Source organism: Kitasatospora sp. NPDC053308, from assembly GCF_055585785.1.
In genome coordinates this window covers 1-20,910 of the sequence record NZ_JBVJJY010000014.1, presented here as the reverse complement: position 1 = coordinate 20,910, position 20,910 = coordinate 1, and the positions used below count along the sequence as shown (strand labels likewise).

Annotated in this window: 16 protein-coding genes; 5 read left to right on the top strand and 11 right to left on the bottom strand. The window is 73.8% G+C overall.

Features of this window, described 5'->3' with window-relative positions; genetic code table 11:
• Positions 1-64: 64 nt before the first annotated feature.
• The 8 genes from ACZ6Y7_RS26660 to pdxH all read right to left on the bottom strand — a co-directional run bounded on the left by ACZ6Y7_RS26660 (position 65) and on the right by pdxH (position 12,340).
• Positions 65-2,464: an FxsB family cyclophane-forming radical SAM/SPASM peptide maturase gene (locus ACZ6Y7_RS26660; protein WP_465760463.1), complete on the bottom strand. Its 2,400-nt coding sequence runs from the start codon at positions 2,462-2,464 to the stop codon at positions 65-67.
• 44 nt (positions 2,465-2,508) lie between these two features.
• Positions 2,509-2,694 carry a hypothetical protein gene (locus ACZ6Y7_RS26655; protein WP_465760462.1) on the bottom strand — a complete coding sequence of 62 codons (186 nt, stop codon included), beginning with the start codon at positions 2,692-2,694 and terminating at the stop codon, positions 2,509-2,511.
• A gap of 260 nt (positions 2,695-2,954) precedes the next feature.
• Entirely contained in the window at positions 2,955-3,851 is an 897-nt protein-coding gene (locus ACZ6Y7_RS26650; RefSeq protein WP_465760461.1) for an aKG-HExxH-type peptide beta-hydroxylase, read from the bottom strand.
• A gap of 513 nt (positions 3,852-4,364) precedes the next feature.
• On the bottom strand, positions 4,365-5,543 hold the full coding sequence (locus ACZ6Y7_RS26645; RefSeq protein ID WP_465760460.1) for an FxsB family cyclophane-forming radical SAM/SPASM peptide maturase: 1,179 nt from the start codon (positions 5,541-5,543) through the stop codon (positions 4,365-4,367).
• Between the two features lie 185 nt (positions 5,544-5,728).
• Entirely contained in the window at positions 5,729-9,742 is a 4,014-nt protein-coding gene (gene fxsT / locus ACZ6Y7_RS26640; RefSeq protein WP_465760459.1) for an FxSxx-COOH system tetratricopeptide repeat protein, read from the bottom strand.
• Entirely contained in the window at positions 9,732-11,126 is a 1,395-nt protein-coding gene (locus tag ACZ6Y7_RS26635; RefSeq protein ID WP_465760458.1) for a TIR-like protein FxsC, read from the bottom strand. The genes fxsT and ACZ6Y7_RS26635 overlap by 11 nt, the downstream gene beginning before the upstream one ends.
• 220 nt (positions 11,127-11,346) lie before the next feature.
• Entirely contained in the window at positions 11,347-11,538 is a 192-nt protein-coding gene (gene fxsA, locus ACZ6Y7_RS26630; RefSeq protein WP_465760457.1) for an FxSxx-COOH cyclophane-containing RiPP peptide, read from the bottom strand.
• Positions 11,539-11,707: 169 nt separating this feature from the next.
• Positions 11,708-12,340 carry a pyridoxamine 5'-phosphate oxidase gene (gene pdxH, locus ACZ6Y7_RS26625; protein WP_465760606.1) on the bottom strand — a complete coding sequence of 211 codons (633 nt, stop codon included), beginning with the start codon at positions 12,338-12,340 and terminating at the stop codon, positions 11,708-11,710.
• A gap of 416 nt (positions 12,341-12,756) precedes the next feature.
• On the opposite strand from pdxH, the gene ACZ6Y7_RS26620 reads away from it, so the two are divergent.
• Complete coding sequence (locus tag ACZ6Y7_RS26620) at positions 12,757-13,857, top strand: citrate synthase 2 (protein ID WP_465760456.1); 1,101 nt, start codon at positions 12,757-12,759, stop codon at positions 13,855-13,857.
• 150 nt (positions 13,858-14,007) lie between these two features.
• On the top strand, positions 14,008-15,126 hold the full coding sequence (gene serC, locus ACZ6Y7_RS26615) for a phosphoserine transaminase (RefSeq protein WP_465760455.1): 1,119 nt from the start codon (positions 14,008-14,010) through the stop codon (positions 15,124-15,126).
• A gap of 316 nt (positions 15,127-15,442) precedes the next feature.
• On the opposite strand, the gene thpR is transcribed toward serC, so the two are convergent.
• Positions 15,443-16,033, bottom strand: a complete 591-nt coding sequence (gene thpR, locus ACZ6Y7_RS26610) for an RNA 2',3'-cyclic phosphodiesterase (protein ID WP_465760454.1) — start codon at positions 16,031-16,033, stop codon at positions 15,443-15,445.
• A gap of 234 nt (positions 16,034-16,267) precedes the next feature.
• Between thpR and ACZ6Y7_RS26605 the strand changes: the two genes are divergently transcribed.
• Positions 16,268-16,804 carry a GNAT family N-acetyltransferase gene (locus ACZ6Y7_RS26605; RefSeq protein WP_465760453.1) on the top strand — a complete coding sequence of 179 codons (537 nt, stop codon included), beginning with the start codon at positions 16,268-16,270 and terminating at the stop codon, positions 16,802-16,804.
• Positions 16,805-16,964: 160 nt separating this feature from the next.
• On the opposite strand, the gene ACZ6Y7_RS26600 is transcribed toward ACZ6Y7_RS26605, so the two are convergent.
• Positions 16,965-18,542: an MFS transporter gene (locus tag ACZ6Y7_RS26600; RefSeq protein ID WP_465760452.1), complete on the bottom strand. Its 1,578-nt coding sequence runs from the start codon at positions 18,540-18,542 to the stop codon at positions 16,965-16,967.
• A gap of 121 nt (positions 18,543-18,663) precedes the next feature.
• Complete coding sequence (locus ACZ6Y7_RS26595) at positions 18,664-19,098, bottom strand: MarR family winged helix-turn-helix transcriptional regulator (protein WP_030235202.1); 435 nt, start codon at positions 19,096-19,098, stop codon at positions 18,664-18,666.
• A gap of 122 nt (positions 19,099-19,220) precedes the next feature.
• On the opposite strand from ACZ6Y7_RS26595, the gene ACZ6Y7_RS26590 reads away from it, so the two are divergent.
• Entirely contained in the window at positions 19,221-19,679 is a 459-nt protein-coding gene (locus ACZ6Y7_RS26590) for a VOC family protein (protein WP_465760451.1), read from the top strand.
• A 299-nt stretch (positions 19,680-19,978) separates the two neighbouring features.
• Positions 19,979-20,809: an MHYT domain-containing protein gene (locus tag ACZ6Y7_RS26585; RefSeq protein WP_465760450.1), complete on the top strand. Its 831-nt coding sequence runs from the start codon at positions 19,979-19,981 to the stop codon at positions 20,807-20,809.
• Positions 20,810-20,910: the final 101 nt, after the last annotated feature.

The following is a 20,910-nucleotide window of genomic DNA, read 5'->3' as shown; positions in this document are numbered from 1 at the left end:
ATGACGGTTCCCCGGGGTTGAGGGCCCCGGGCGAGGGACGGCCCGGGGCGGGGCGGTTGTGGGGTCAGACCCCGGCCCGGTCCCGTCGCAGCCGGTCGGCCGTCTGCTCGGCGGCGGCGGGCAGCGTCAGGGCGAGCCAGGGTGCCACGGTGGCACGCATGCCGTCGGCGAAGCGCAAGCCGGCCCCGGTCAGGGCGCCGGACCCGGCCAGCCGTTCCACGGCCTCGGCGGTGTACCGCCGCCAGAGCGCGAACTGCGCGCGCGCCCGGTCGGCGGCCTCGCCCGGCAGGCCGTCGTACGCCCGGGTGCGGGTGCCCCAGTACTCGGTGACGGCGAGGTGGGCGTACGTGCCTTGGAGGAGCCCTTCGAGCGGCCGGGGGTCGGGCCGCCAGGGGGCGAAGTAGAGCGCGGTGTCGCCGCGGTCGTACAGGTCCGTCAGGTCGAGCACCGCGCCGAGTTTGACGTGCTGGAACTCGTGCGCGAGCAGCAGTGCCAGGGTCGGCGCGGTGGCCGGCCGGGCGATGCCGACCGCGCCGTACGCCTGGCGGGCCGCCGAGCTGACGTCCCGCCCGGCGGGCCCGGGCCGCAACGGGGTGACCGTCGCCAGTCCGGTCCGGATGCCCTCCGCGTACCCGGGCAGGTCCCGCCCGAGCAGCTCCCAGGCCTCGCGCAACGCCCCCGTCCAGTCGAGCAGTTCGGCGTCCGGCAGGCGGTCGGCCACCGGGTGGTCGTGGCAGTCGCGCAGCGGGTCGGCGTCCTCCAGGGCGACCGTCCAGCCGCCGGCCAGCCGGACCCGCCGCAGGGGCTCGTCCAGGGCCGTGCGCACCGAGCCGTCGGCGGTCCGCACCTCGAAGCCGTCGGGCCGTCCGGTGACCACCGCCTCCCCGTCGGGTGCGGCGATCCGCCCGAGTGTCGGCAGGTGCAGCCACCCGCCGCGCACCGGCACCGGTACCGCGTCCCCGCGCCCGGCCCGGACGGCCGCGGCCGCGGCGAGGGCGGCCAGCGGACCGAGCCCGAACCGGAGGTCCCCGGCGAGCCGCCGAGCCGCCCAGGCACGGGCGTACGGGTGGGCGAGGACGGCGTCCACCGCGGCGGGGGCCGCGACGTCCAGGTCCGACAGCAGGGCCCAGGCCTCGGGCCGGCCCTGCCCGGAGGCGTCCCAGGCGGCGGCCAGCATCGCCCGGGTGAGGGCGAGTTGGGAACGGCCGAGCGCGGCGACGGTGTCCGCGCTGCCGTAGCCCCGGGCGAGTTCGTCGAGTTGCGCGGCGGTGAGCGCGCCGGGCAGCACCGCGCGGTCGGCGGCCGGCCCGCCGCCCTGCACCGGCACGGCGGCGGAACCTCCGCTCCCCGCAAGACCGTTGATGAGCGTCATGAGATCACCGCAGTAGACGGAGGGATGGTCGAAGCTGCCTCCTCCATCGTCGCTCCGATAGCGGTGGGCGTACAGCCCGCCTCCACAGGAGCGGACCACGGAACAGGCGCGGCAGGCCTCGCTCAGTCCGGCCAGGCCGGACTGGCGGGCGGCGATGCCGGGGTGGCGGGCGAGGTCGTCGAGGCTGTGCGCGAAAACGTTCATCCCGGTGGCGGGCGCGCCGTCGTACGCGGTCTTCAGGCTGTCGGCCTGCTCGAAGGTGCCGTCCGTCTCCAGGACGGCCAGGTCGGAGGGCTCCAGTCCGAGCGACTCGGTGAGGCTGGAGAACCCGCGCAGCGTCCGGTGCACCGATTCGAAGATCCGCACCGCGAACGGCCGCCCGTCCGCCTCCCACAACCCGTGGACGGTCAGCAGCCAGTCCGCGTACGGGGTCGCGCCGAGCGCGTCGGGGCGCTTGGGCGGCTCGTCCCAGGTGGCGTGCGGAAGCAGGAAGTCGACGGCGGGCGGCCGGAGTTCGGCCAGCGCCCGGTACACCGCCGCCGGGTCGTTCTCGACGTCCATCGTGCACAGCAGCCCGGCGAAGAGGTGCCGGAACCCGGGCTCGTTCAGCAGCCCGACGGCCCGCAGGACCTGCGGGTGGCTGCTGCGCCCGTCGGCGAAGCGCCGGTGGCGGTCGTTGGCGGCCCTGTCGCCGTCCAGCGAGACGCCGACCTTGAGGTCCAACTCCGCGAACAGCTCGCAGAAGGCGCGGCTCAGCAGCACGCCGTTGGTGTGGATGCGCAGGTCGAGCGCGCAGCCGGGCGGCAGCGCGGCCCGGAGCGCCTCGGCGGCGCGGCGCAAGCGGTCCGGGCCGGCGAGCAGGGGTTCTCCCCCGTGCAGGACGACCCGGACGGCGGGCAGCCGGTGGGCGGCCGCGTGCTCGCCGATGCGCTCGGCGGCCTTGGCCATGATCCCGTCCGCGATGACCTTCGGGCGGGAGCTCCAGCTGCGGTCCGCGTGCTCGTAGACGTAGCAGTGGTCGCACGCAAGATCGCACCTGCTGTGCATCTTCACCACGAACTGCGTCAGGGGCAGCGGGATCGACGTCGTCATGGAACTTTTCGGGGATCCGTTCGGATCGGGTGTCGCTCGGCGGGTCAGATCGAGGAGTTGAAGGCCGCGACCGGCACGAGGCCGGATTCCGCGCCGGGGAGCGCGCGCTGGAGGCGGGAGGCGAGTTCCTCCGCCCCGAGGGCGGCCAGATCGGCGAGGGACGGACGTTCCGGCGTCTCCTGAAGGTCAGTGAGGTTGCCGGCCGGCCTGCTACTGGTTACCGGAGTCATATTCGTTTCCTTAGGGCGCGGTTAGGACCTGCCGAGGGTGGGTAAGCCACCTGATTGCGACCAATGTAGTGCCCGCGAAGACTCCACGCGGCACGTTGTCGACTCACGTTGGGCGCCCCACGCGGCCGACGTCGCACGACGGGGCGCGGAACCCTCGATTTTCACCCGTTCAGCGGTCGCGCACTTCGCCCTGGCGCGCGCCGAAGCGCACCGCAGGGCCGACATCCGAGCAACCATTCGACCCGGCCGACTGATTCCTCTCAGCCCAACGCACGCGCGGCCCGGGCCAACTCCTCGGTGAACTCCTCCCCCTGCGCGGTCAATTCCCCGCAGCCCAGCAAGGTCTCCGCAGCCTCCAGGGTGTGCCCCCGCCACCGCGCGAACTCCCGCTCCGCCCGCTCCCCTCCACCCGCGGCCGCCTCGGCGCACCAGAAGTCCGCCACCCCCAGGTGCGCGTACGTCCCCTGCAGCAGCGCGCCGGCCGGGCGCAGATCCGGCCGCCAGGGAGCGTGGTACACGGCCGGCCCGTTGGGGCGGTGCAGCGGCACCAGGTCCAGCAGGGCACCGAGTTGGACGTGCAGGAACTCATGGACCAGCGCCAGCGCCAGCAACACCGGATTCCCCGGCAACGAGGCCGCCACCGCACCGTACGCCCGCCGAGCCGCCGCACTGACCGCCTCCCCACCGGGCGCGGACCGTAGCGGCACGATGGTGCCGACACACGCCGCGACCGCCTCCGCGTGCCACCGGTGGCGGCGCACCAGAACGCCCCAGGCCAGATCCAACTCCTCGTGCCACAAACCCAGTTCCGAGCCCGACAGCGGGCCGGCCGGCGGCCGCCCGTAGTCCACCCGGTACGGTCCGGCCTGATCCATCACCGGCGCCCAGCTCAGCCCGTCGCACTCCACCGGCAGCACCGCTGCGCCCCCGCCCCGGAGGAACCCGCCCAGCCCATCCAGCGGAACCTCCTCACCGGCCGCGATCCCCCGCAGACAGTCAGCCGCCCAGGCGTCCAACTCCGGTCGCAGCAGCACCTCTTCCCACCGCGCCCGGTCCACCCCCTGCAACGCCCGGACCCTGGCGTACGCCTCGCGGTAGCCCTCGTGCTCCGGCGCCGCCCGTCGCAGCGCGAGCAACAGCAGGGCACGCTTGCTCAACTGCCCCGCCCGCAAGAGCCGAACGGCCTCCGCCCCACCCCGCGCCCCCGCGATCGCCCGGAACACCGCCCGCTCCACCCCGTGCCGCGGCAACCCCTCCACCCCAGCCGCCACCGCCTCACCCGCACCCGCCACCACTCCTCCTCCCTCACCGCACCGACCCCGTCCGCCCGCAGTCTCCCCCCACCACACCGGACAATCCGGCCATTCCCCCAAACGGCCGAACACCCCCTCGCCGGCCCACCCCCAACACCCACCCCACCCCGCACACCCCACCCACCTCCCCCTCACCCACCCCCGCGAGAGGGACGCGCTGCGGAAGGGGCGGCGCAGGGGGTGGCCCGGAGAGGGGCGTTGCGGGTGATTTTCAGACTGCCAACGACGCCCAACCCCCACCCACAGAGCCGGCAGTCTGAAAATCATCCAGCCCCTCGGAGCGGCCACCCCCGGAGCCGCCCCGCCCCCACCCTCCCGAGAGCACCCACCCACCCCCCAGCCCCGCGCAGCGGACCCTCACACCCGCCCCCGCACCCGCACCCCTCCCAACCCCGCCACCCCCTCCCGCAACCGCGCCCCGACGTGCCCGATCAACCGCCCCAGATCCGCGCAGTACACCGACGGATGCCCGAACCCGTCCCCCGCCCACCGGTGCGCGTACAGCCCACCCCCGCAGACCCGGGCCAGCGGACACCCCGCGCAGACGGGCCCGAGCCCCGCGAGGCCGCGTTGGCGGGCCCGGAAGGCCGGGTGGGCGGCGGCGTCCGCGAACCCGTGCCGCCACACGTCCAGGCCCGTCCCAGGCGCACCGTCGTAGGCCACCTTGAGGCTGTCCGCCTGCTCGATGCTCCCGTCCGACTCGACCACCACCAGGTCCACCGGCGTCAGCCCGACCGCCTCACTGGCCGCCCGCCCGCCGAGGAGCAGCACGGCCAGCTCCTCGAACAGCCGTACCCCGGTCTCCCGCCGCGGCGCGTCGTACCAGCGGTCGAAGGCAGCGATCAGCCACTCCCCGTACGGAGCCGGCTCCGCCCCGGAGGGCGGCGCACCGGGCACCGGACGCCGCCGCAGCCCTGGCGGCGGAGCGAGCCAGGTCCCGTGCGGCAGCAACAGGTCGAGCCGGGGCGGCGCGAAGTCCACCAGCGCCTCGTAGGTCTCCACCGGGTCCGCCGCGAGGTCGACCACGCAGAGCAGGCCGGCGAACAGTGCCCGGTGCCGGTCCTGACCGAGCAGCCGTACGGCCTCGGCGGTCCGCGCCCAGCTGCCCGCGCCGGAGGGCAGCCGGCGGTGCCGGTCGTGGTCGGCCCGGGTGCCGTCGAGCGAGACCCCGACCGCGACCCGGTACCGGTGCAGCACGTCGAGCAGCGCCGGCTCCTCCAGCAGCCGCAGCCCGTTGGTCTGCAGGCCGAACCGCACCCGGGGCCCGCAACCCGCCAACTCCTTGAGCAGCGCGTCCAGGTGGGCGGCCCCCACCAGTAGCGGCTCGCCGCCGTGCAGCACCACCGACACCTCGTCCAGCCCGTGCTCGGCCGCGTGCTCGCCGATCCGCCGCGCGGTGCGGCGGGCCGTCACCAGCTCCATCCGCCTGGGCCGCCTCCGCCAGCTCTGGTCGGCCCCCTCGTACACGTAGCAGTAGTCGCAGGCCAGGTTGCACCGACTGTGGATCTTCAGCAGGAACTGCCGGAACGCCACCATGCCCGGCAACCTAACACCGTTCCCGCACGCCCTGAGCCACCGTCAGGCGCGAGCCTCTTCAGCCCCCGACGGCGTCCCACCATTCCCCCCACCCCACCCCACCCCACCCATCCCGCCCTCGCTCCCGCCCCCACTCCCACTTCAGCTCCCGCCAATGCCACCCCACCGGCCACGGCACCCCACCGTCACACGTGCGGCGGCTCCACGTCCGAGTCCAGCCGTGTCCCCGCCCGCACCGCCACCGTGGTCGGGTGCTCCTCCCCCAGGGTCACCCGGGCCCGCCGGATGCAGTCCGCCCGCAGCTCCGCGGCCCGTTCGGCGTGGCCGGCGGCGGCGAGCGACAGCGAGAGGTTGGAGTTGATGCCGATGGAGTCGTAGTGGTCCGGCCCGAGGGCCTCGGTCATCAGCGGCGCGGCTTCGAGTTCCACGTCGAGCGCGGCCTGCGTCTGCCCGGACAGCGCCAGGTCGTTCGCGTGGTTCATCATCGCGATCGGGATGTAGAGGTGGTGGGCGCCGAGGACGGTCCGGAACTGGGCCAGCGTCCGCCCGGACAGCTCCAGGGCCTCCTGGGTGCGGCCGGCCAGCCGCAGGTAGACCGACAGGTTGTTGGCGCCGGCCAGCGTGACGGGGTGGTCCTCGCCCAGGTAGTCGCGGTACCGGGCCAGGGCCCGTTCCGCCAGCGGGATCGCCCGCGTGGTGTCGCCGAGGGCGTTGAGGTCGCTGGCCAGGTTGGTGGCGGCGGCCAGGGTGTCGGGGTGCTCGGGGCCGTTGATGTCCAGGTAGCGCTGGTAGATGTCCTCGTCGATCTCCAGGGCCTCGTGGTAGCGGCCGGCCCGCCGCAGCGCCACGGCGAGGTTCTTGCGGGCGCGCAGGGTGTCGGTGTGGCTGTCGCCGATGGTCTGCTGGTAGATCCGGACGGTCTCCTCCAGCAGGTCCAGGGCCTCCCGCAGCCGCCCGGTCTCGCGCAGGTCGCGGGCGTAGTTGGAGGCGGAGGAGAGCGCGTAGAGGCTGTGCGCGCCGAGCGCGTCGCGCTGCTGGAGGTAGTTGCTGCGGTGCCGTTCCAGGGCGGCCCGGCGGTCGCCGGCCAAATAGTCGGAGACGGCCAGGTTGTTGGTGATCATCAGGGTGCGCGGGTGGTCCGGGCCGAGGGTGCGGCGGGCCGCGTCCAGGGTCCGCCGGTCGAGCGCCCGGGCCTCGTCGTAGCGGCCCAGGAAGCGCAGGTCGGCGCCGAGGCTGCTGGCGACGGCGAGGGTGTGCGAGTGCTCGGGGCCGAGGGTCGCGGTGAAGCGCTCCAGGATGTCGCGGTCCATCTCGTACGCCTCCTGGAGGGCGCCCTGGGAGCGGCGGATGTTGCTCAGCTGGGTGCGCAGCATGAGCGTCTGGGCGTCGTTGTCGACGTCGAAGTCGGGCCCGCCGTAGCCGTCCCGGCGCCAGTGCTCCAGGGTCCGCTCGGCCAGTTCCCGGCCGGATTCGTGCAGGCTGCGCTTCCACTGGTAGCGGACGGAGTCGATGATCCACTGCCGGACGTCCTCGTCCGCGCTGTCGACGGCCCCGGAGGGCCAGAGGTGGGGCAGGAGTTCGGCGTACTCGGCCCAGTCGGCCGGGACGTCCGGGTTGCCGGGGTTGGCGGTGGCGAGGGCGGCGTGGACGACGCCGCGCAGTTCGGCGCGCCGCTCCTCCTCGACCTGGTCCCGGAGCACCGCCTGGACCAGCCGGTGCACGGTGATGGTCTCGCTGCCCTGGTCGGTGCGGGCGAGCCCGAACCGGTTGATGGCGCGCAGGAACTCGCCGATCGCCAGCTTGTCGCGGGGGGCACGCGGGGGTAGCCGCAGGGCGCGGGTGACGGCACGGCTGTAGAGCAGCCGCATCGGGATGGCGTCGGGGCCGAAGAAGGCGCAGATCTCCAGGATCTGGGCGGCCGGGGCGTTCATCCGGCGCAGTTCCTCGACGGAGATGCGCCACGTCGCCGCGGCCGAGTGCGGGTAGTCGGCGGTGCGCAGCCGGGTGCGCTCCAGCATCTCGGTGAGCTCCTCGTCGAGGAGTTCGAGGTAGGTGGCGATCGGCATCGAGGTCTCCTGCAGCCAGACGGCGGCCTGGCCGACGGCGAGCGGCAGGTCGCCGAGGCGGTGCGCGACCTGGTCGGCGTCCTCCGGGGAGACTCCGCTGTTGAACCGGCGCAGCAGCCGGACGCTCTCCTCGCGGAGGAAGACGTCGACCTCCACCATTCCGGCGTGCCGGGCCCAGCCCTGGTTGCGGGAGGTGATCAGCACGTGTCCGCCGGAGGAGCCGGCCGGCTGCCAGGGGGCGAGTTCCTCCGGGGTGCCGGCGTTGTCGAAGACGAGCAGCCAGCGGCGGTACGGCTGCCCGCGCCGCAGCGCGTCGAGCACGGCGGCGGCGGTGTGCGCGACGTCGTCGCTGGTGGGCACCCCGAGCCGGGGGGCGAGTTCGGCGAGCTTCTGCGGGATGTTGGCGGGCTCCTCGGCGGGCACCCACCAGACCACGTCGTAGGCGGCCTTGAAGCGGTGCGCGTACTCGGCGGCGATCTGGGACTTGCCGGCGCCGCCGAAGCCGTAGAGCACCTGGCTGAGCACGGCGGCCGGGCCGCCGGTGAAGCGGTTGCGGAGCAGTTCGAGCAGCTTGCCGCGGCCGATGAAGGCGGCGTTGCGCGAGGGCGCCTCCTGGACCTGCGGTGCTGTGCCGGGAAAGCGCGCGGGTGCGATGATCTCGCCGCTGTCGCCGTCGAGTTGGCGGGTGCTGCCGGGCGGCGGGCCGAGTTCGCCGTAGAGCTGGGACTCGGCTCCCGCCGCGGAGGAGCGGACCAGGTCGGGGGCGGCCTGCCCGGCGAACGGGCGGGGCACCGCCTCGTCCGGGTCCTGCAGCCGCAGGGCGACCAACGCCGGTGATCCTGAGGCGAGTTCGCGCCCCTGCAGGAGCTGCCAGACCTCCGCGGCGCGGGGCAGGGCGGTGTACTCGGGCGAGAGCAGGGCGAGCAGCCGCCCCTGGCCCTCGATCGGCCCGGCGACCTCCGGCGGGCGGGGGCCGGTGTACGGCTCGGCGGCGCTGTGCAGGGAGGCCTGGTAGCCGAAACGGGTGAGGGTCCCGGCGGCCCACTCGGCCCACATCCGGTCCTCGGGGGCGTAGCTGACGAACACCTGGCGGGGCACCGCGCGGGCGGATCGCAGGTAGGCGCCGTAGAGCCGGCGGCGGGTCTCGGAGGTGAGCGGACGCAGGGTGCGGACGCGCCCGTCGGTGATCCAGCCGGCCAGCCGCTCGAAGGCGTTGAGCAGGCTGCGGGCCTCCTGCGGCCGGTCGGCGACGGTGGCCGGCACCTCCTCGTAGGCGTAGAAGGGCTTGTACGGCACTTCGACGTCGGCCCAGTAGCCGGCCCGGCGGTCCCCGGGCAGCCAGCGGCCGAGGTAGGGGGCGAAGGCCTCGCGGGCGTAGTCACGGCCGGCCTCCAGGCGCTCCTGCTCGGCGTCCTCGACCCGCATCGGCACCGGCAGCACCCGGATCGCCCGCTCCTCGGCCTCGGCGATGGCGCGCGCGGCGTCGACACCGCCGCGGATGTTCTGGGCGCTGAAGGTGAAGCAGTCCACGACGGTGTCGGGCATCAGGACGGTGCAGATGCCGGAGGTGTCGCTGACACCGGTACGGCTGTCGATGAGCACGTAGTCGTACGAGCGGGCCCAGCGTTCGCGCAGTTCGCGCAGGAACTCCCCGCCCCGGATGTCCCGGCCGTGGTAGAAGCTGCGCCAGTTGAAGCTGGTGACGGCCGCGGCGTAGGCGGCGTTCTGGCGGCCGGCCGGCAGGAAGTCGAGCCGGCCGCCGGGCGGCAGGTCGAGGGCGAGGCCGCAGAGGTAGCCGTCGAGGCGCCCCGGCTCGTCCAGCCAGGCGGCCGGCGGGAGCCCGACCGGCCCGGAGGCGGAGGGCAGTGCCTGCTTGACGTAGGAGCGCAGCAGGTCGATCAGGCCGTCGGTGGAGTGGAGCTCGGGATCGACCAGGAGGGGGTGGTAGTAGCGGTGGAGACCGGGCGCCTCCAGGTCCCAGTCGACGACCAGGACGCGCAGGCCCCGGCTGGCGAGGATCCAGCCGACGTTGGCGAGCGCCATGGTCCGGCCGGTGCCGCCCTTGAAGGAGTAGAACGTGACGACCGAGCCCGGTCCGCCGCGCTCCGGCCCCGTACCGGGCTCAGTGCTCATGGTCCTGGTCTCCCCTCAGCGGGACGGCGTTGTCCTTGCCACGACTCTGGTGCGGGACGTCCTGCGGCCCCGGGCCGCGGCCGGGCGACGCGGACGGCTCCCGGCGGGGGGCCGGCGGGGCGGCCGGAATGGCGAGCCCGGGCATCGCCGGGCCGCCGCCGGCGCCGAAGCCGAAGGGGTCGTCGCCATCGTCCCCCCAATCCAAGTTGTCGTCCATCAGCTTGTTCTGAGCTACCGTCACCATGATGGCGAGATCGCTGTCGAAGCTCTCCCGGCTCACTTTGACCCGGAACAAGTGCTCCAGGTCGCTCCGGCGCAGCCAGTTGCGCCGGAACACGTCACGCACGCCTGCCCACAGCACGTCGCGCTCCGGCCCGTCCGCCGGGTCGGCGCTGCCGGTGGGCACCATCACACCGGTGACGGGGTGGTTCTGGTCGTCGTACTCGCGCAGCGCGGAGCGGTAGCGCGTGCCGCCGGCCACCCAGGGGTCCACCAGCAGGATGCTGACCTGGCTGTCCTCGCGGGCCTGGTCGAGCTTCCCGCCGAGGCCGTCGCCGACCTCCTCCAGCGTGGTGGTGTGACCGGCGGCGGTGATCACCTGCTGGGCGCGCGCCGCCAGCGACGGATGGGTGGGCGGGTGGTAGGGCGCCCAGTGCCAAGGCTTGGCGCCGTACCAGCCGCCCGCGTAGGAGCCGCCCTCCACCGCGGCCTCCGAGGCCCGGCCGGCCGCGATGAAGAGCCGCACCATGCCGGGGGCGGAGACCGCCTCCGGTGCCGCCGGTGGCGGGAAGTAGCCGCGCACGGCGCCGAGGTCGAACTCGGGCAGCTCGCCGAGGCGTCGCGCGGCCGCGTCCCGGATCCGCTCGGCGACCACCCGGACGACCTGCTCGTACGCCTCGCTCTGCGCGGTGCGCAGCAGGGCCCGCAGGCCGTGCCGGGCGTAGGCCTCGCCCATGTCCGGCTGGGCCCACTGGATCTTGGTGACCTCCTCGGCCAGTTCGCCGGGCACGACGGGCTCCCAGAGCACCGGGATCAGCGCCGAGATGAGTTCGCCGGAGTCCTCGTGGTGGCGCCGGACCCTCCCGCGGAACGCCGTCCACTCCTTGCCGCAGTACAGGCTGGTGAAGTAGGCGGGCGAGTAGAGCGCGATCATGGTCCGGCTGCGGCCCAGCACGGCCGCCAGTTTCTCGGCCCAGTCGTCGCCGAGCCGCAGCTGCTCGGTGTCGCGGTAGGCGAGCTCCTCGACGCGGACGCCCGCCCCGACGAGCCGGCCGAGTTCGTCGCGCAGGTCGTTGAAGAACTGGTTGACGAAGGCGTCCTCGGCCTCGAAGTCTCGACGCGCGTAGCTGAAGAAGAAGTACGGGCGTTGCTGGTCCTGCTCCATCACCTGTTCCCCCCGTGCCCGACGGTGCCGCGACGGCGCTGGTTTCATACCCCAGCATGTCGTGAACTCCACCAGTCACGAAGGGGAGTTGGCGGATTCGGGCCGCCTCGGGGGTTTAGCCGGTGGTCAGGCGCACACCCTCGACCGGGAGCGCTCCGGCGCCCGGAGGCGCACCGGCGGGGGCACGGGCGCACCGAGGGGTGGTGGGCGGCGGGCCGCGCTACCGGTCGAGCGAGGACTGGAACGCGGCGAGCGGCTCCGCGCCGGGTGTCAGGGCGTCCGCGACCACCCGGCGCAGCAGGTCTCCGAGGACGGTGTCGGGCAGGGCGTCGAGGTCTTCGAGCGGCAGGGCGGTGACGTCGACCAGGTCAGAGCCGAGTCCATTGGCGGTTCCCGCACCGGTGACGCCCATCAGTCCCTCACTCGATCGTGCCGGCACAGCGCGTTGCTGGCCGGATGTGCATCGACCCAGGTCCGCGACGGGCATCCTACACCCGGGGCGTGACGGGCCGTCAGTTGCGCGCGGACGCCGCGCCCGCGTCGGCCCTGGCCCGCCCACCGGCCCCGCCGTCCCGGCCGGCTCACGGGCAGAGGCGCTCCACCCGCCACCCGGTGGGGGAGGCCGGGTCGGCGAGGTAGCGCAGGCGGTCGTGGAGGCGGTTCTCCCGGCCCTGCCAGAACTCGACGGTCTCCGGGAGCACCCGGTAGCCGCCCCAGAACGGCGGGACGGGGACGCCCTCGCCCTCCGGGTAGCGGCGTTCCAGCTCGGCGTAGCGCTGTTCGAGGACCTCGCGCCCGCTCACCGGGCTGGACTGCTCGCTGGCCCAGGCGCCGAGCTGGGAGCCGTGCGGGCGGGTACGGAAGTAGGCGGCGGTCTCGTCCCGCCCGACCTTCTCGACCCGGCCCTGGACGATCACCTGGCGGGCCAGCGCGACCCACGGGAACAGCAGCGCGGCGTGCGGGTTGACGGCGAGCTCGGAGCCCTTGCGGGAGCCGTAGTTGGTGAAGAACACGAAGCCGCGCCGGTCGTAGCCCTTGAGCAGGACGGTGCGCGAGCTGGGCCGCCCCTCGGCGTCGGCGGTGGAGAGCACCATCGCGTTGGGTTCCGTCACCCCGGCGTCGTCCGCCTCGTGGAACCAGCGGGTGAACTGGCCGATCGGCTCGGGCGCGAGCTCCTCCTCGACCAGGCCCTCGTGGGTGTAGTGCTTGCGCATCACGGTGAGGTCCGGGCCGGGGCGGGCCTCGTCGGCCAGGGACCGGGTGACGGGGCTCGGGGGCGTCGACTGGGCGCGTTCCGGGGTCTGCACGCCAACATCATCCCGTACGACAAGCAACCGGCACCGCTACCTCCGGACAAACCCCGGTCGGAGATAAGGTGACTCGCCACCGCGTGGCCGTCCGTCGTACGGGGAATTGCCCGGAACCAGGCGTTTGGTTCCGGGTCGCTCCCGGGCACGACCGACCCTCGTCGGAAAGTCAAGCGGGCCCACGGCAAAGATCACCACGGTGGTGTCTGGCGTAATGCACCCCGTGCCTGTCACCCTGGCACCGAGTGCCAACCACGATTCGGTCACTGGCGCGCCGCCCCACCACGGCGGAGCACCGATCGCAGAACTGAAGGAGCCGTCGCATGTCCGATTTCGTACCCGGGCTTGAGGGAGTCGTCGCGTTCGAGAGCGAGATCGCCGAGCCCGACCGTGAAGGCGGCGCCCTGCGGTACCGCGGTGTCGACATCGACGACCTGGTCGGCAACGTCTCCTTCGGCCACGTGTGGGGCCTCCTCGTGGACGGCAAGTTCAACCCCGGCCTGCCGGCCGCCGAGCCGTTCCCGATCCCGGTGCACTCCGGCGACATCCGGGTCGACGTGCAGTCCGCGCTCGCCATGCTCGCCCCGGTCTGGGGCCTCAAGCCGCTGCTGGACATCTCCGCCGAGGAGGCCCGCGACGACCTCGCCAGGGCCGCCGTGATGGCGCTGTCCTACGTCGCCCAGTCGGCCCGCGGCCAGGGCCTGCCGATGGTCCCGCAGAGCGAGATCGACAAGGCCGAGACGGTCGTCGAGCGGTTCATGATCCGCTGGCGCGGCGAGCCGGACCCGAAGCACGTCAAGGCCGTCGACGCGTACTGGACCTCGGCCGCCGAGCACGGCATGAACGCCTCCACCTTCACCGCCCGGGTCATCGCCTCCACCGGGGCGGACGTCGCGGCCGCGCTCTCCGGCGCGGTCGGCGCGATGTCCGGCCCGCTGCACGGCGGCGCCCCCTCCCGCGTGCTCGGCATGATCGAGGAGATCGAGCGCACCGGCGACGCCACCGCCTGGGTCAAGAACGCCCTGGACAAGGGCGAGCGCCTGATGGGCTTCGGCCACCGCGTCTACCGCGCCGAGGACCCGCGCGCCCGCGTGCTGCGCCGCACCGCCAAGGAGCTCGGCGCGCCGCGCTTCGAGGTCGCCGAGGCGCTGGAGAAGGCCGCGCTGGAGGAGCTGCACAACCGCCGCCCCGACCGCGTGCTGGCCACCAACGTCGAGTTCTGGGCCGCCATCATGCTGGACTTCGCGGAGGTCCCGGCGCACATGTTCACGTCGATGTTCACCTGCGCCCGCACCGCCGGCTGGTCGGCGCACATCCTGGAGCAGAAGCGCACGGGCCGGCTCGTGCGCCCCTCCGCGCGCTACGTCGGCCCCGGCCCGCGCCGTCCCGAGGAGATCGAGGGCTGGGACGCCATCGCCCACTGACCGCCCCGGACGCACGTCCGAACAGTGCCCCTGAGCAGCGGGTCCGGCCCCGGCCGGGCCCGCTGTCGGCGCCTCTGAGCAGCCGAGATCACAGTCTCAGCGGGCGGACGACCGTACCTGGGGCGTGCTCCCGGCCGGTAGGCTGCGCGCGTGGCTCAGATCCAGATCCCCGCTGACATCAAGCCCGCAGACGGCCGTTTCGGCTGCGGACCGTCCAAGGTGCGCCCCGAGGCCCTCAGTGCCCTCGCCGCCACCCAGACCTCCCTGCTCGGCACCTCGCACCGCCAGGCCCCGGTCAAGAACCTGGTCAAGCGCGTACGCGAGGGCGTGAGCAGCCTCTTCTCGCTGCCGGACGACTACCAGGTCGTCCTCGGCAACGGCGGCTCCACCGCCTTCTGGGACATCGCCGCCTTCGGCCTGGTGCGGGAGAAGTCCCAGCACCTGGACTTCGGCGAGTTCTCCTCGAAGTTCGCCTCCTCGGTCAAGGCCGCCCCGTGGCTGGCCGAGCCGACCGTGATCAAGACCGCCCCGGGCACCCACCCGCTGCCGGTCGCCGAGGCCGGCGTGGACGTCTACGGGCTCACCCACAACGAGACCTCGACGGGCGTCGCGATGCCGATCAAGCGCCCGGCCGGCGCGGACGAGGGCTCGCTGGTCCTGGTGGACGCCACCTCCGGCGCCGGCGGCCTGCCGGTGGACATCACCGAGACCGACGTCTACTACTTCGCCCCGCAGAAGTCCTTCGCCTCGGAGGGCGGCCTGTGGCTGGCCACCTTCTCCCCGGCCGCCCTGGAGCGCGCCGCCGAGATCGCCGCCTCCGACCGCTACATCCCGCCGTTCTTCTCGCTGCCGACGGCCATCGACAACTCGTCGAAGGACCAGACGTACAACACCCCGTCGATCGCCACGCTGTTCCTGCTGGCCGACCAGCTGGAGTGGCTGAACGGCAACGGCGGGCTGGACTGGGCCGTCGCCCGCACCGCCGACTCCTCGTCCCGGCTGTACGCCTGGGCCGAGAAGTCCGCCTTCGCCACCCCGTTCGTGGCGAACCCGGCCGAGCGCTCCCAGGTGGTCGGCACCATCGACTTCGACGCGTCGGTGGACGCCGCCGCGGTCGCCAAGGCACTGCGTGCCAACGGCATCGTGGACACCGAGCCGTACCGCAAGCTGGGCCGCAACCAGCTGCGCATCGCGATGTTCCCGGCGATCGACCCGGCGGACGTCGAGGCGCTCACCCAGTGCATCGACTACGTGGTCGAGCAGCTCTGACACAGCTCGACGCAGCCGCCGGAGCACCCGGCGAGGCGTGCGTGAGGGCCACCACCCCGGGGGTGGTGGCCCTCACGGCCGTTCCGGGCCTACCGGCCGACCAGTGAGCTGATCAGCACGACGACCAGCAGCAGCACCAGGGTGCCGGAGACGATGCGCATACGAGTCTTGGGATCCACGGTCAACGAGCGTACCTCCGCCGCACGCCGGAGCGGACGGCGAGGGCGGCCCGGGAAGCCGGGGACGCCGGGGAAGCCCGGGAGCCTGGCTGGCGGGGGCGGCCCGGGAGGCCCGTACGGCGAAAGCGCCCCGGGGCTCAGCACCAGTCGGCCAGCGCCCAGGAGCCCAGCGACTCGTAGTGCGCGAAGCCGCCGTCCAGGTCGCTCTTCATCAGGTGCAGCTCGGCGGCCTCCCACTCCGGCCCCCGGTAGTCCGTGAGCGCCGCCGTCAGCCCGTCCAGCTCGGCCGCCGCGACCCGCTGGACGGCCCGCCGGTGGCCGCGCGAGGAGCCGGCCCGGGCGAGGGTGAGGTGCGGGTGGAAGGCGAAGGTGTCGGTGGACTCCCCGACCACCTCGGCGACGGCCTCGGTGACCGCCTCGGCCAGCCGGCGCAGCGCCCAGGTCTGGCCCTCCACGCCGGCCCAGAGCACCCGGTCGCCGAACCGCCCGGCGCCCGCGATCCGCAGCCGGTGCACCGCGTGGAGCTCGGCGACGCCGGCCAGGCCCGCCTCCAGCTCCGGCAGCCGCTCGGGCGCCACCTCGCCGAGGAAGGCCAGGGTGAGGTGCCAGCCCTCGACGGTGGTCCAGCGCAGCCGGTCCGCCCCGGGCAGGCCGCGCACCGGCTCGACCGCGTCGAAGAGCCCCTGCAGCGCCGCGACCGGCGGGATCACCGCCACGAAAAGCCTCATGCGCCCATCTTCCCGCGCCTGCCGCGGGGCCGGCGCGGGACGGGCGGCTCCAGCCGGGCGGCTCCGGGCACGCGGGCCCGGGCACACGGACCCGGGCACGCGGGCCCGGGAACACGGACCCGGGCACACAGGCCCGGGCATACAGGCCCGGGCGGGCGCTCCCCCGGCCTCCCCGCCGGGCGCCACCCGGCCGCGGGGGTGTCCTCGCGCCCGTTTCTGGGCTAGAACGGGTCCATGATCGATTCCAGCGGCGTGAAGATCCGCACCGGAGGCCCCGAGGACATCCCCGACATCCTCGCCCTGCTCGACGGCGCCGTGGCCTGGCTGGCCGGCCGGGGCCGCACCGGCCAGTGGGGCGACCGACCGTTCAGCACCTCGCCCGCCCGGGTCGAGCACATCGAGCAGTACGGCCGCGAGCCGTTCCTGATCCGGCTCGCCGTGGACGACGAGGGCCGTACGGTCGGCTCCTGCGTGCTGTCCGAGGAGCGCGGCGCGTACATCCCCGCCGTGGACGAGCGCGAGCTGTACGTCCGCAACCTGGTCACCGACCGCAGCCGCAAGGGCTCGGGCATCGGCGCGGCGCTGATCGCCGACGCGGTGGCGGAGGCCCGTCGGCGCGGCATCGGCCTGCTGCGGGTGGACTGCTACGGCGGCGCCGACCGGCGGCTGGTCGCCCAGTACCGGGCGCTCGGCTTCACCGAGACCGAGGCCTTCGAGGTCGAGCAGCCGAACGGCGTCTGGCCGGGCCAGGTCCTCGCCATGCGGCTCTGATCTCCGCCCGGCCCCGCCCGGCGGTCCACCCGCGGGAGGGTCCACCCGCGGGAGGGTCCACCCCGCCCGACGACCCGGCGGGTGCCCCGGAGGCCGCCACGACCTCCGGGGCACCCGCCTCGCCGTCAGCACCCGCCTCGCCGTCGTCGGGAAGCCACCGTCAGCAGGCGGCGGCCAGCTCCGCCTTGCGCGGCGCGCCGGCCCGCGGCACGACGGCCACCACCCGGCCGCCGCGGCCCGGGTGCAGGTCGAAGCGCACCCGCAGGTCCGCGCTGCGGGCCAGCACCAGGCCGACCGCACCGGCCGCCAGCGCGGACACCAGCCCGCAGGCCAGCAGGCCGAGCCGGGGCCCGTACGAGGCGGTCACCCAGCCGACGATCGGGGCGCCGATCGGGGTGCCACCGGTGAAGACCAGCACCAGCAGGCCCATCACCCGGCCGCGCATCTCGGGGTCGGTGGCCAGCTGCAGCGTGGAGTTGACCGAGGTGTTGAAGCTCAGCCCGAACACGCCGATCAGCATCAGCAGCAGCGCGAAGGTCCAGTAGTCGGGCGCGAAGGCCGCGACCACCTCCAGCGTGCCGAAGGCCAGCGCCGCGCCGACCAGTCGGCGCAGCCGGGGGGCGCCCCGGCGGGCGGCGAGCAGGGCGCCGGCCAGCGAGCCGACCGCCATCGCGGTGTTCAGCAGGCCGTACTGGCCGGCTCCCACCTTGAAGGTGTCGTACGCGAAACCGGACAGCAGCGTCGGGAAGTTGAAGCCGAAGGTGCCGATGAACCCGGCCAGCACCATCGGCCAGAGCAGCTCGGGCCGCTCCTTCACGTACCGCAGGCCCTCCCGCAGCTGTCCCTTCTCACGGGCGATCGGCTCGGTCGGGCGCAGTTCGTCCTCCCGCATCGCCAGCAGTCCGCCGATCACGGCGGCGAAGGACAGCGCGTTGACGGCGAAGGCCCAGCCGCTGCCGACCGCGGCGATCAGCAGGCCCGCGACGGCGGGGCCGACCAGGCGGGCGGTCTGGAAGTTGGCGGCGTTCAGGCTGACGGCGTTGGCGAGGTCCTTGGGCCCGACCATCTCGGAGACGAAGGCCTGCCGGGTCGGGTTGTCCACCACGGTGACCAGGCCGAGCAGCAGCGCGAAGGCGTACACGTAGTAGGGCGTCACCACGCCGCCGACCGTCAGCACCGCGAGGCCCGCGGCGAGCAGGCCCATCGCGCCCTGGGTGTAGATCAGCAGCCGGCGCTTGGGCATCCGGTCGGCGAGCACGCCGCCGAAGAGGCCGAGCAGCAGCATCGGCAGGAACTGCATGGCGGTGGTGATGCCGACCGCGAGCGGGCTGCCGGTGAGGCTCAGCACCAGCCAGTCCTGGGCGATCCGCTGCATCCAGGTCCCGGTGTTGGACACCACCTGGCCGGCGAAGTAATAGCGGTAGTTGCGAACGCGCAAGGAGGAGAACATTCCCCCGGGCCGGGTGAACCGGGCGCCGGTCGGGGAGGAGAGGGGCCGAGCGGTGCTCGTCGCCGGACGGGTGGCGGCGGGCGACGGGCGGGACGCGTGGCTGCGGCCCTGAGCGGCGGAGTCCGCCGCGGTGCGTTCGTCGGGGTCGTCGTCGCCGCTGCCGGGCAGCCCCGTGGGGGCGGGTGCCTGGGCGTCGGCGGCCGCGGCGCTCGCCGCGGCGGGGTCGGTGGTCGGTTCGTCGGTACGGGTACGGATGGCGGCGGCGCTGGCTGCGGCCGGCGGTGTCACGGTGGTCTCCCCTCGCGGCGCGACGGCCATGGCGGTGGCCGTCGCGCTCCTGGTGTTCGTGGTCGGTCCTGCGGTGATGCTTGCTCCTTCGTCTCCCGGCGGCCGGCCGGGTTCGGTGTGCCTAGAGGTGTGCGAGCTTGTAGAGCACGGGCGCGGCCTCCCGGAGGACGGCCCATTCCTCCTCGTCGAGCCCTTGGGCGAGCTCGGCGAGCCAGACGTTCCGGCGCCGACGACTCTCCGCCAGGATCGTCTCGGCCTGCTCGGTGCTGCTGACGACCACCTGCCGGCGGTCCTCGGGGTGCGGCTCCCGCCGCACCAGCCCCTTCTCCTCCAGCATCGCGACGATCCTGGTCATCGAAGGAGGCTGCACATGCTCCTTCCGGGCGAGCTCACCCGGCGTCGCCTTCCCGCACCGGGCGAGGGTGCCCAGCACTCCCATCTCGGTGGGACTCAGCGACTCCTCCACCCGCTGGTGTTTGAGTCGTCGGGAGAGGCGCATCGTGGACGACCGCAGCTGACTGATCGCTGCGAGGTCCTGCTCGGACATCTCGGGCATCTCTTTAGACTACGTCATTACTCTCCCTAAAGAAAATCGCCTCCCACCGAGCCGGAGCACCGGCCCGGTGCCATATTGGTCAGTGGGTGATCGTTCCCGTCTCCCGGAAGGGCCGACCAGACATGTCCGACCTCGCCGCCGAGCAGTCCCAGCCGCCCGCCCCGCCCGCGCAGTCCACGCAACCCGGGCAGGCCACGCAACCCGGGCAGGACGACACCGGCTTCGCCCGGCTCGCCATGGTCACCATCGACTGCGCCGACCCGGTCGCCCTGGCGTCGTTCTACGGCGAGCTGCTGGGCTGGGAGACCCGGCACGTGGACGAGAACTTCGCGATCCTGGACAACCCGGAGGGCGGCAGCCCGCTCGGCTTCGGCCGGGTCAACGGGTACCGGCCGGAGCCGTGGACGGAGCCGGACGGGAGCAAGCACTTCCACCTGGACTTCTACGTGGACGACCTGGAGGAGTCCACCGCGAAGGCCCTCGCCCTCGGCGCGACCCAGCCCGCCTACCAGCACGGACGCACGCTCAAGGTGCTGATCGACCCGGCCGGCCACCCGTTCGGGCTAGCCCCGCTGGAGTAAGCCACAAAGGGGGCCGAGGAGCCTGGGGAGGGGATGTCAGGGCTTGGTGCCAAGATCATGTAGATGCCGTAAAAGCCTGCCCTGACCTGGGACTTCACGAAAAACGCGAACGTTGTGCGACCGCCGGGCAGTGGCTACTGTCCCCGGTTGTCAGGGGCACCACACGCCAGGCCCCCCTCGGCGGACCCCTTTTCGCGTTGTCGTGGCCGCTTCCGCGCTCCCTCTCGTCCCGGCAGCCCCGGCCGAACCGCGTCCGCCTCCGGCCCTGGTGCCCGCAACCTCGCCTCCAGGGAGCTCAATTGGGTGCGATCCACCATGCCGACCACGGCTGGGTGACACCGGCGGTCTCGTACTTCGTCGCCTGCCTCGGCGCCTTCGTGGCCTTGCGCAGCGCCCGCTGGGCGCTGGTCTCCACGGGCAAGAGCCGCGCGGTCTGGCTGCTCTTCGCGTCCACCTCGCTCGGCGCCGGCATCTGGTCCATGCACTTCATCGCGATGCTCGGCTTCTCGGTGAGCGGCGTCCAGATCAGCTACCAGCCCGGGCTGACCGTGCTCAGCCTGCTGGTCGCCGTGGCCGTGGTCGGCATCGGCCTGTTCACCGTCGGCTACTGGCGCCGGCGTCCCGTCCTGGCGCTGCTGGTCGGCGGGCTGACCACCGGCCTCGGGGTCGCCGCGATGCACTACCTGGGCATGGCCGCGATGGTCCTGCCGGGCCGGCTCGGCTACAACCACGTGACGGTGGGACTGTCGATCGGCATCGCGGTGTTCGCGGCGACGGCCGCGCTGTGGGCCGCGCTGAACATCCGGGGCACGCTCGCCGTCCTGGCGGCGGCGCCGGTGATGGGCGTGGCGGTCTGCGCGATGCACTACACCGGCATGGCGGCGCTGTCGGTGCAGGTGGACTTCTCGCGGTCCACCCAGGACGGCGTGATGGCCCTGCAGTTCATCTTCCCGCTCGGGGTCGGGCTCGGCTGCTACGTGTTCTTCGGCTCGCTGGCCTTCGCCGTCTCGCCGAGCCGCCCCAGCTCCCAGCCGCTGCTGGCCGGCCCGGCCGCGCCACTGCCGCCGCGGGCGCCCCGGCCGCCCCGCGTCCCGCCGCAGCGGCAGGCCGGGGCGGGCGTCCGGCGCTGAACGCGGTTCGGTCCGCGGGCGCGGGGGGGGGGGGGGGGGGGGGGGGGTGTGGGGGGGGGGGGGGGGGGGTAGGGCCCTGTAGCACAAGTCGAGAGAGGGAG

What these genes read in the sequence shown, in the direction of transcription:
- ACZ6Y7_RS26635 (WP_465760458.1), bottom strand. Translation starts at nt 11,126, where the DNA reads ATGGAGCAGGACCAGCAACGCCCGTACTTCTTCTTCAGCTACGCGCGT.
- ACZ6Y7_RS26595 (WP_030235202.1), bottom strand. Translation starts at nt 19,098, where the DNA reads ATGCCCGAGATGTCCGAGCAGGACCTCGCAGCGATCAGTCAGCTGCGG.
- pdxH (WP_465760606.1), bottom strand. Translation starts at nt 12,340, where the DNA reads ATGCGCAAGCACTACACCCACGAGGGCCTGGTCGAGGAGGAGCTCGCG.
- ACZ6Y7_RS26590 (WP_465760451.1), top strand. Translation starts at nt 19,221, where the DNA reads ATGTCCGACCTCGCCGCCGAGCAGTCCCAGCCGCCCGCCCCGCCCGCG.
- ACZ6Y7_RS26605 (WP_465760453.1), top strand. Translation starts at nt 16,268, where the DNA reads ATGATCGATTCCAGCGGCGTGAAGATCCGCACCGGAGGCCCCGAGGAC.
- fxsT (WP_465760459.1), bottom strand. Translation starts at nt 9,742, where the DNA reads ATGAGCACTGAGCCCGGTACGGGGCCGGAGCGCGGCGGACCGGGCTCG.
- ACZ6Y7_RS26655 (WP_465760462.1), bottom strand. Translation starts at nt 2,694, where the DNA reads ATGACTCCGGTAACCAGTAGCAGGCCGGCCGGCAACCTCACTGACCTT.
- thpR (WP_465760454.1), bottom strand. Translation starts at nt 16,033, where the DNA reads ATGAGGCTTTTCGTGGCGGTGATCCCGCCGGTCGCGGCGCTGCAGGGG.
- ACZ6Y7_RS26660 (WP_465760463.1), bottom strand. Translation starts at nt 2,464, where the DNA reads ATGACGACGTCGATCCCGCTGCCCCTGACGCAGTTCGTGGTGAAGATG.
- ACZ6Y7_RS26620 (WP_465760456.1), top strand. Translation starts at nt 12,757, where the DNA reads ATGTCCGATTTCGTACCCGGGCTTGAGGGAGTCGTCGCGTTCGAGAGC.
- ACZ6Y7_RS26645 (WP_465760460.1), bottom strand. Translation starts at nt 5,543, where the DNA reads ATGGTGGCGTTCCGGCAGTTCCTGCTGAAGATCCACAGTCGGTGCAAC.
- fxsA (WP_465760457.1), bottom strand. Translation starts at nt 11,538, where the DNA reads ATGGGCGTCACCGGTGCGGGAACCGCCAATGGACTCGGCTCTGACCTG.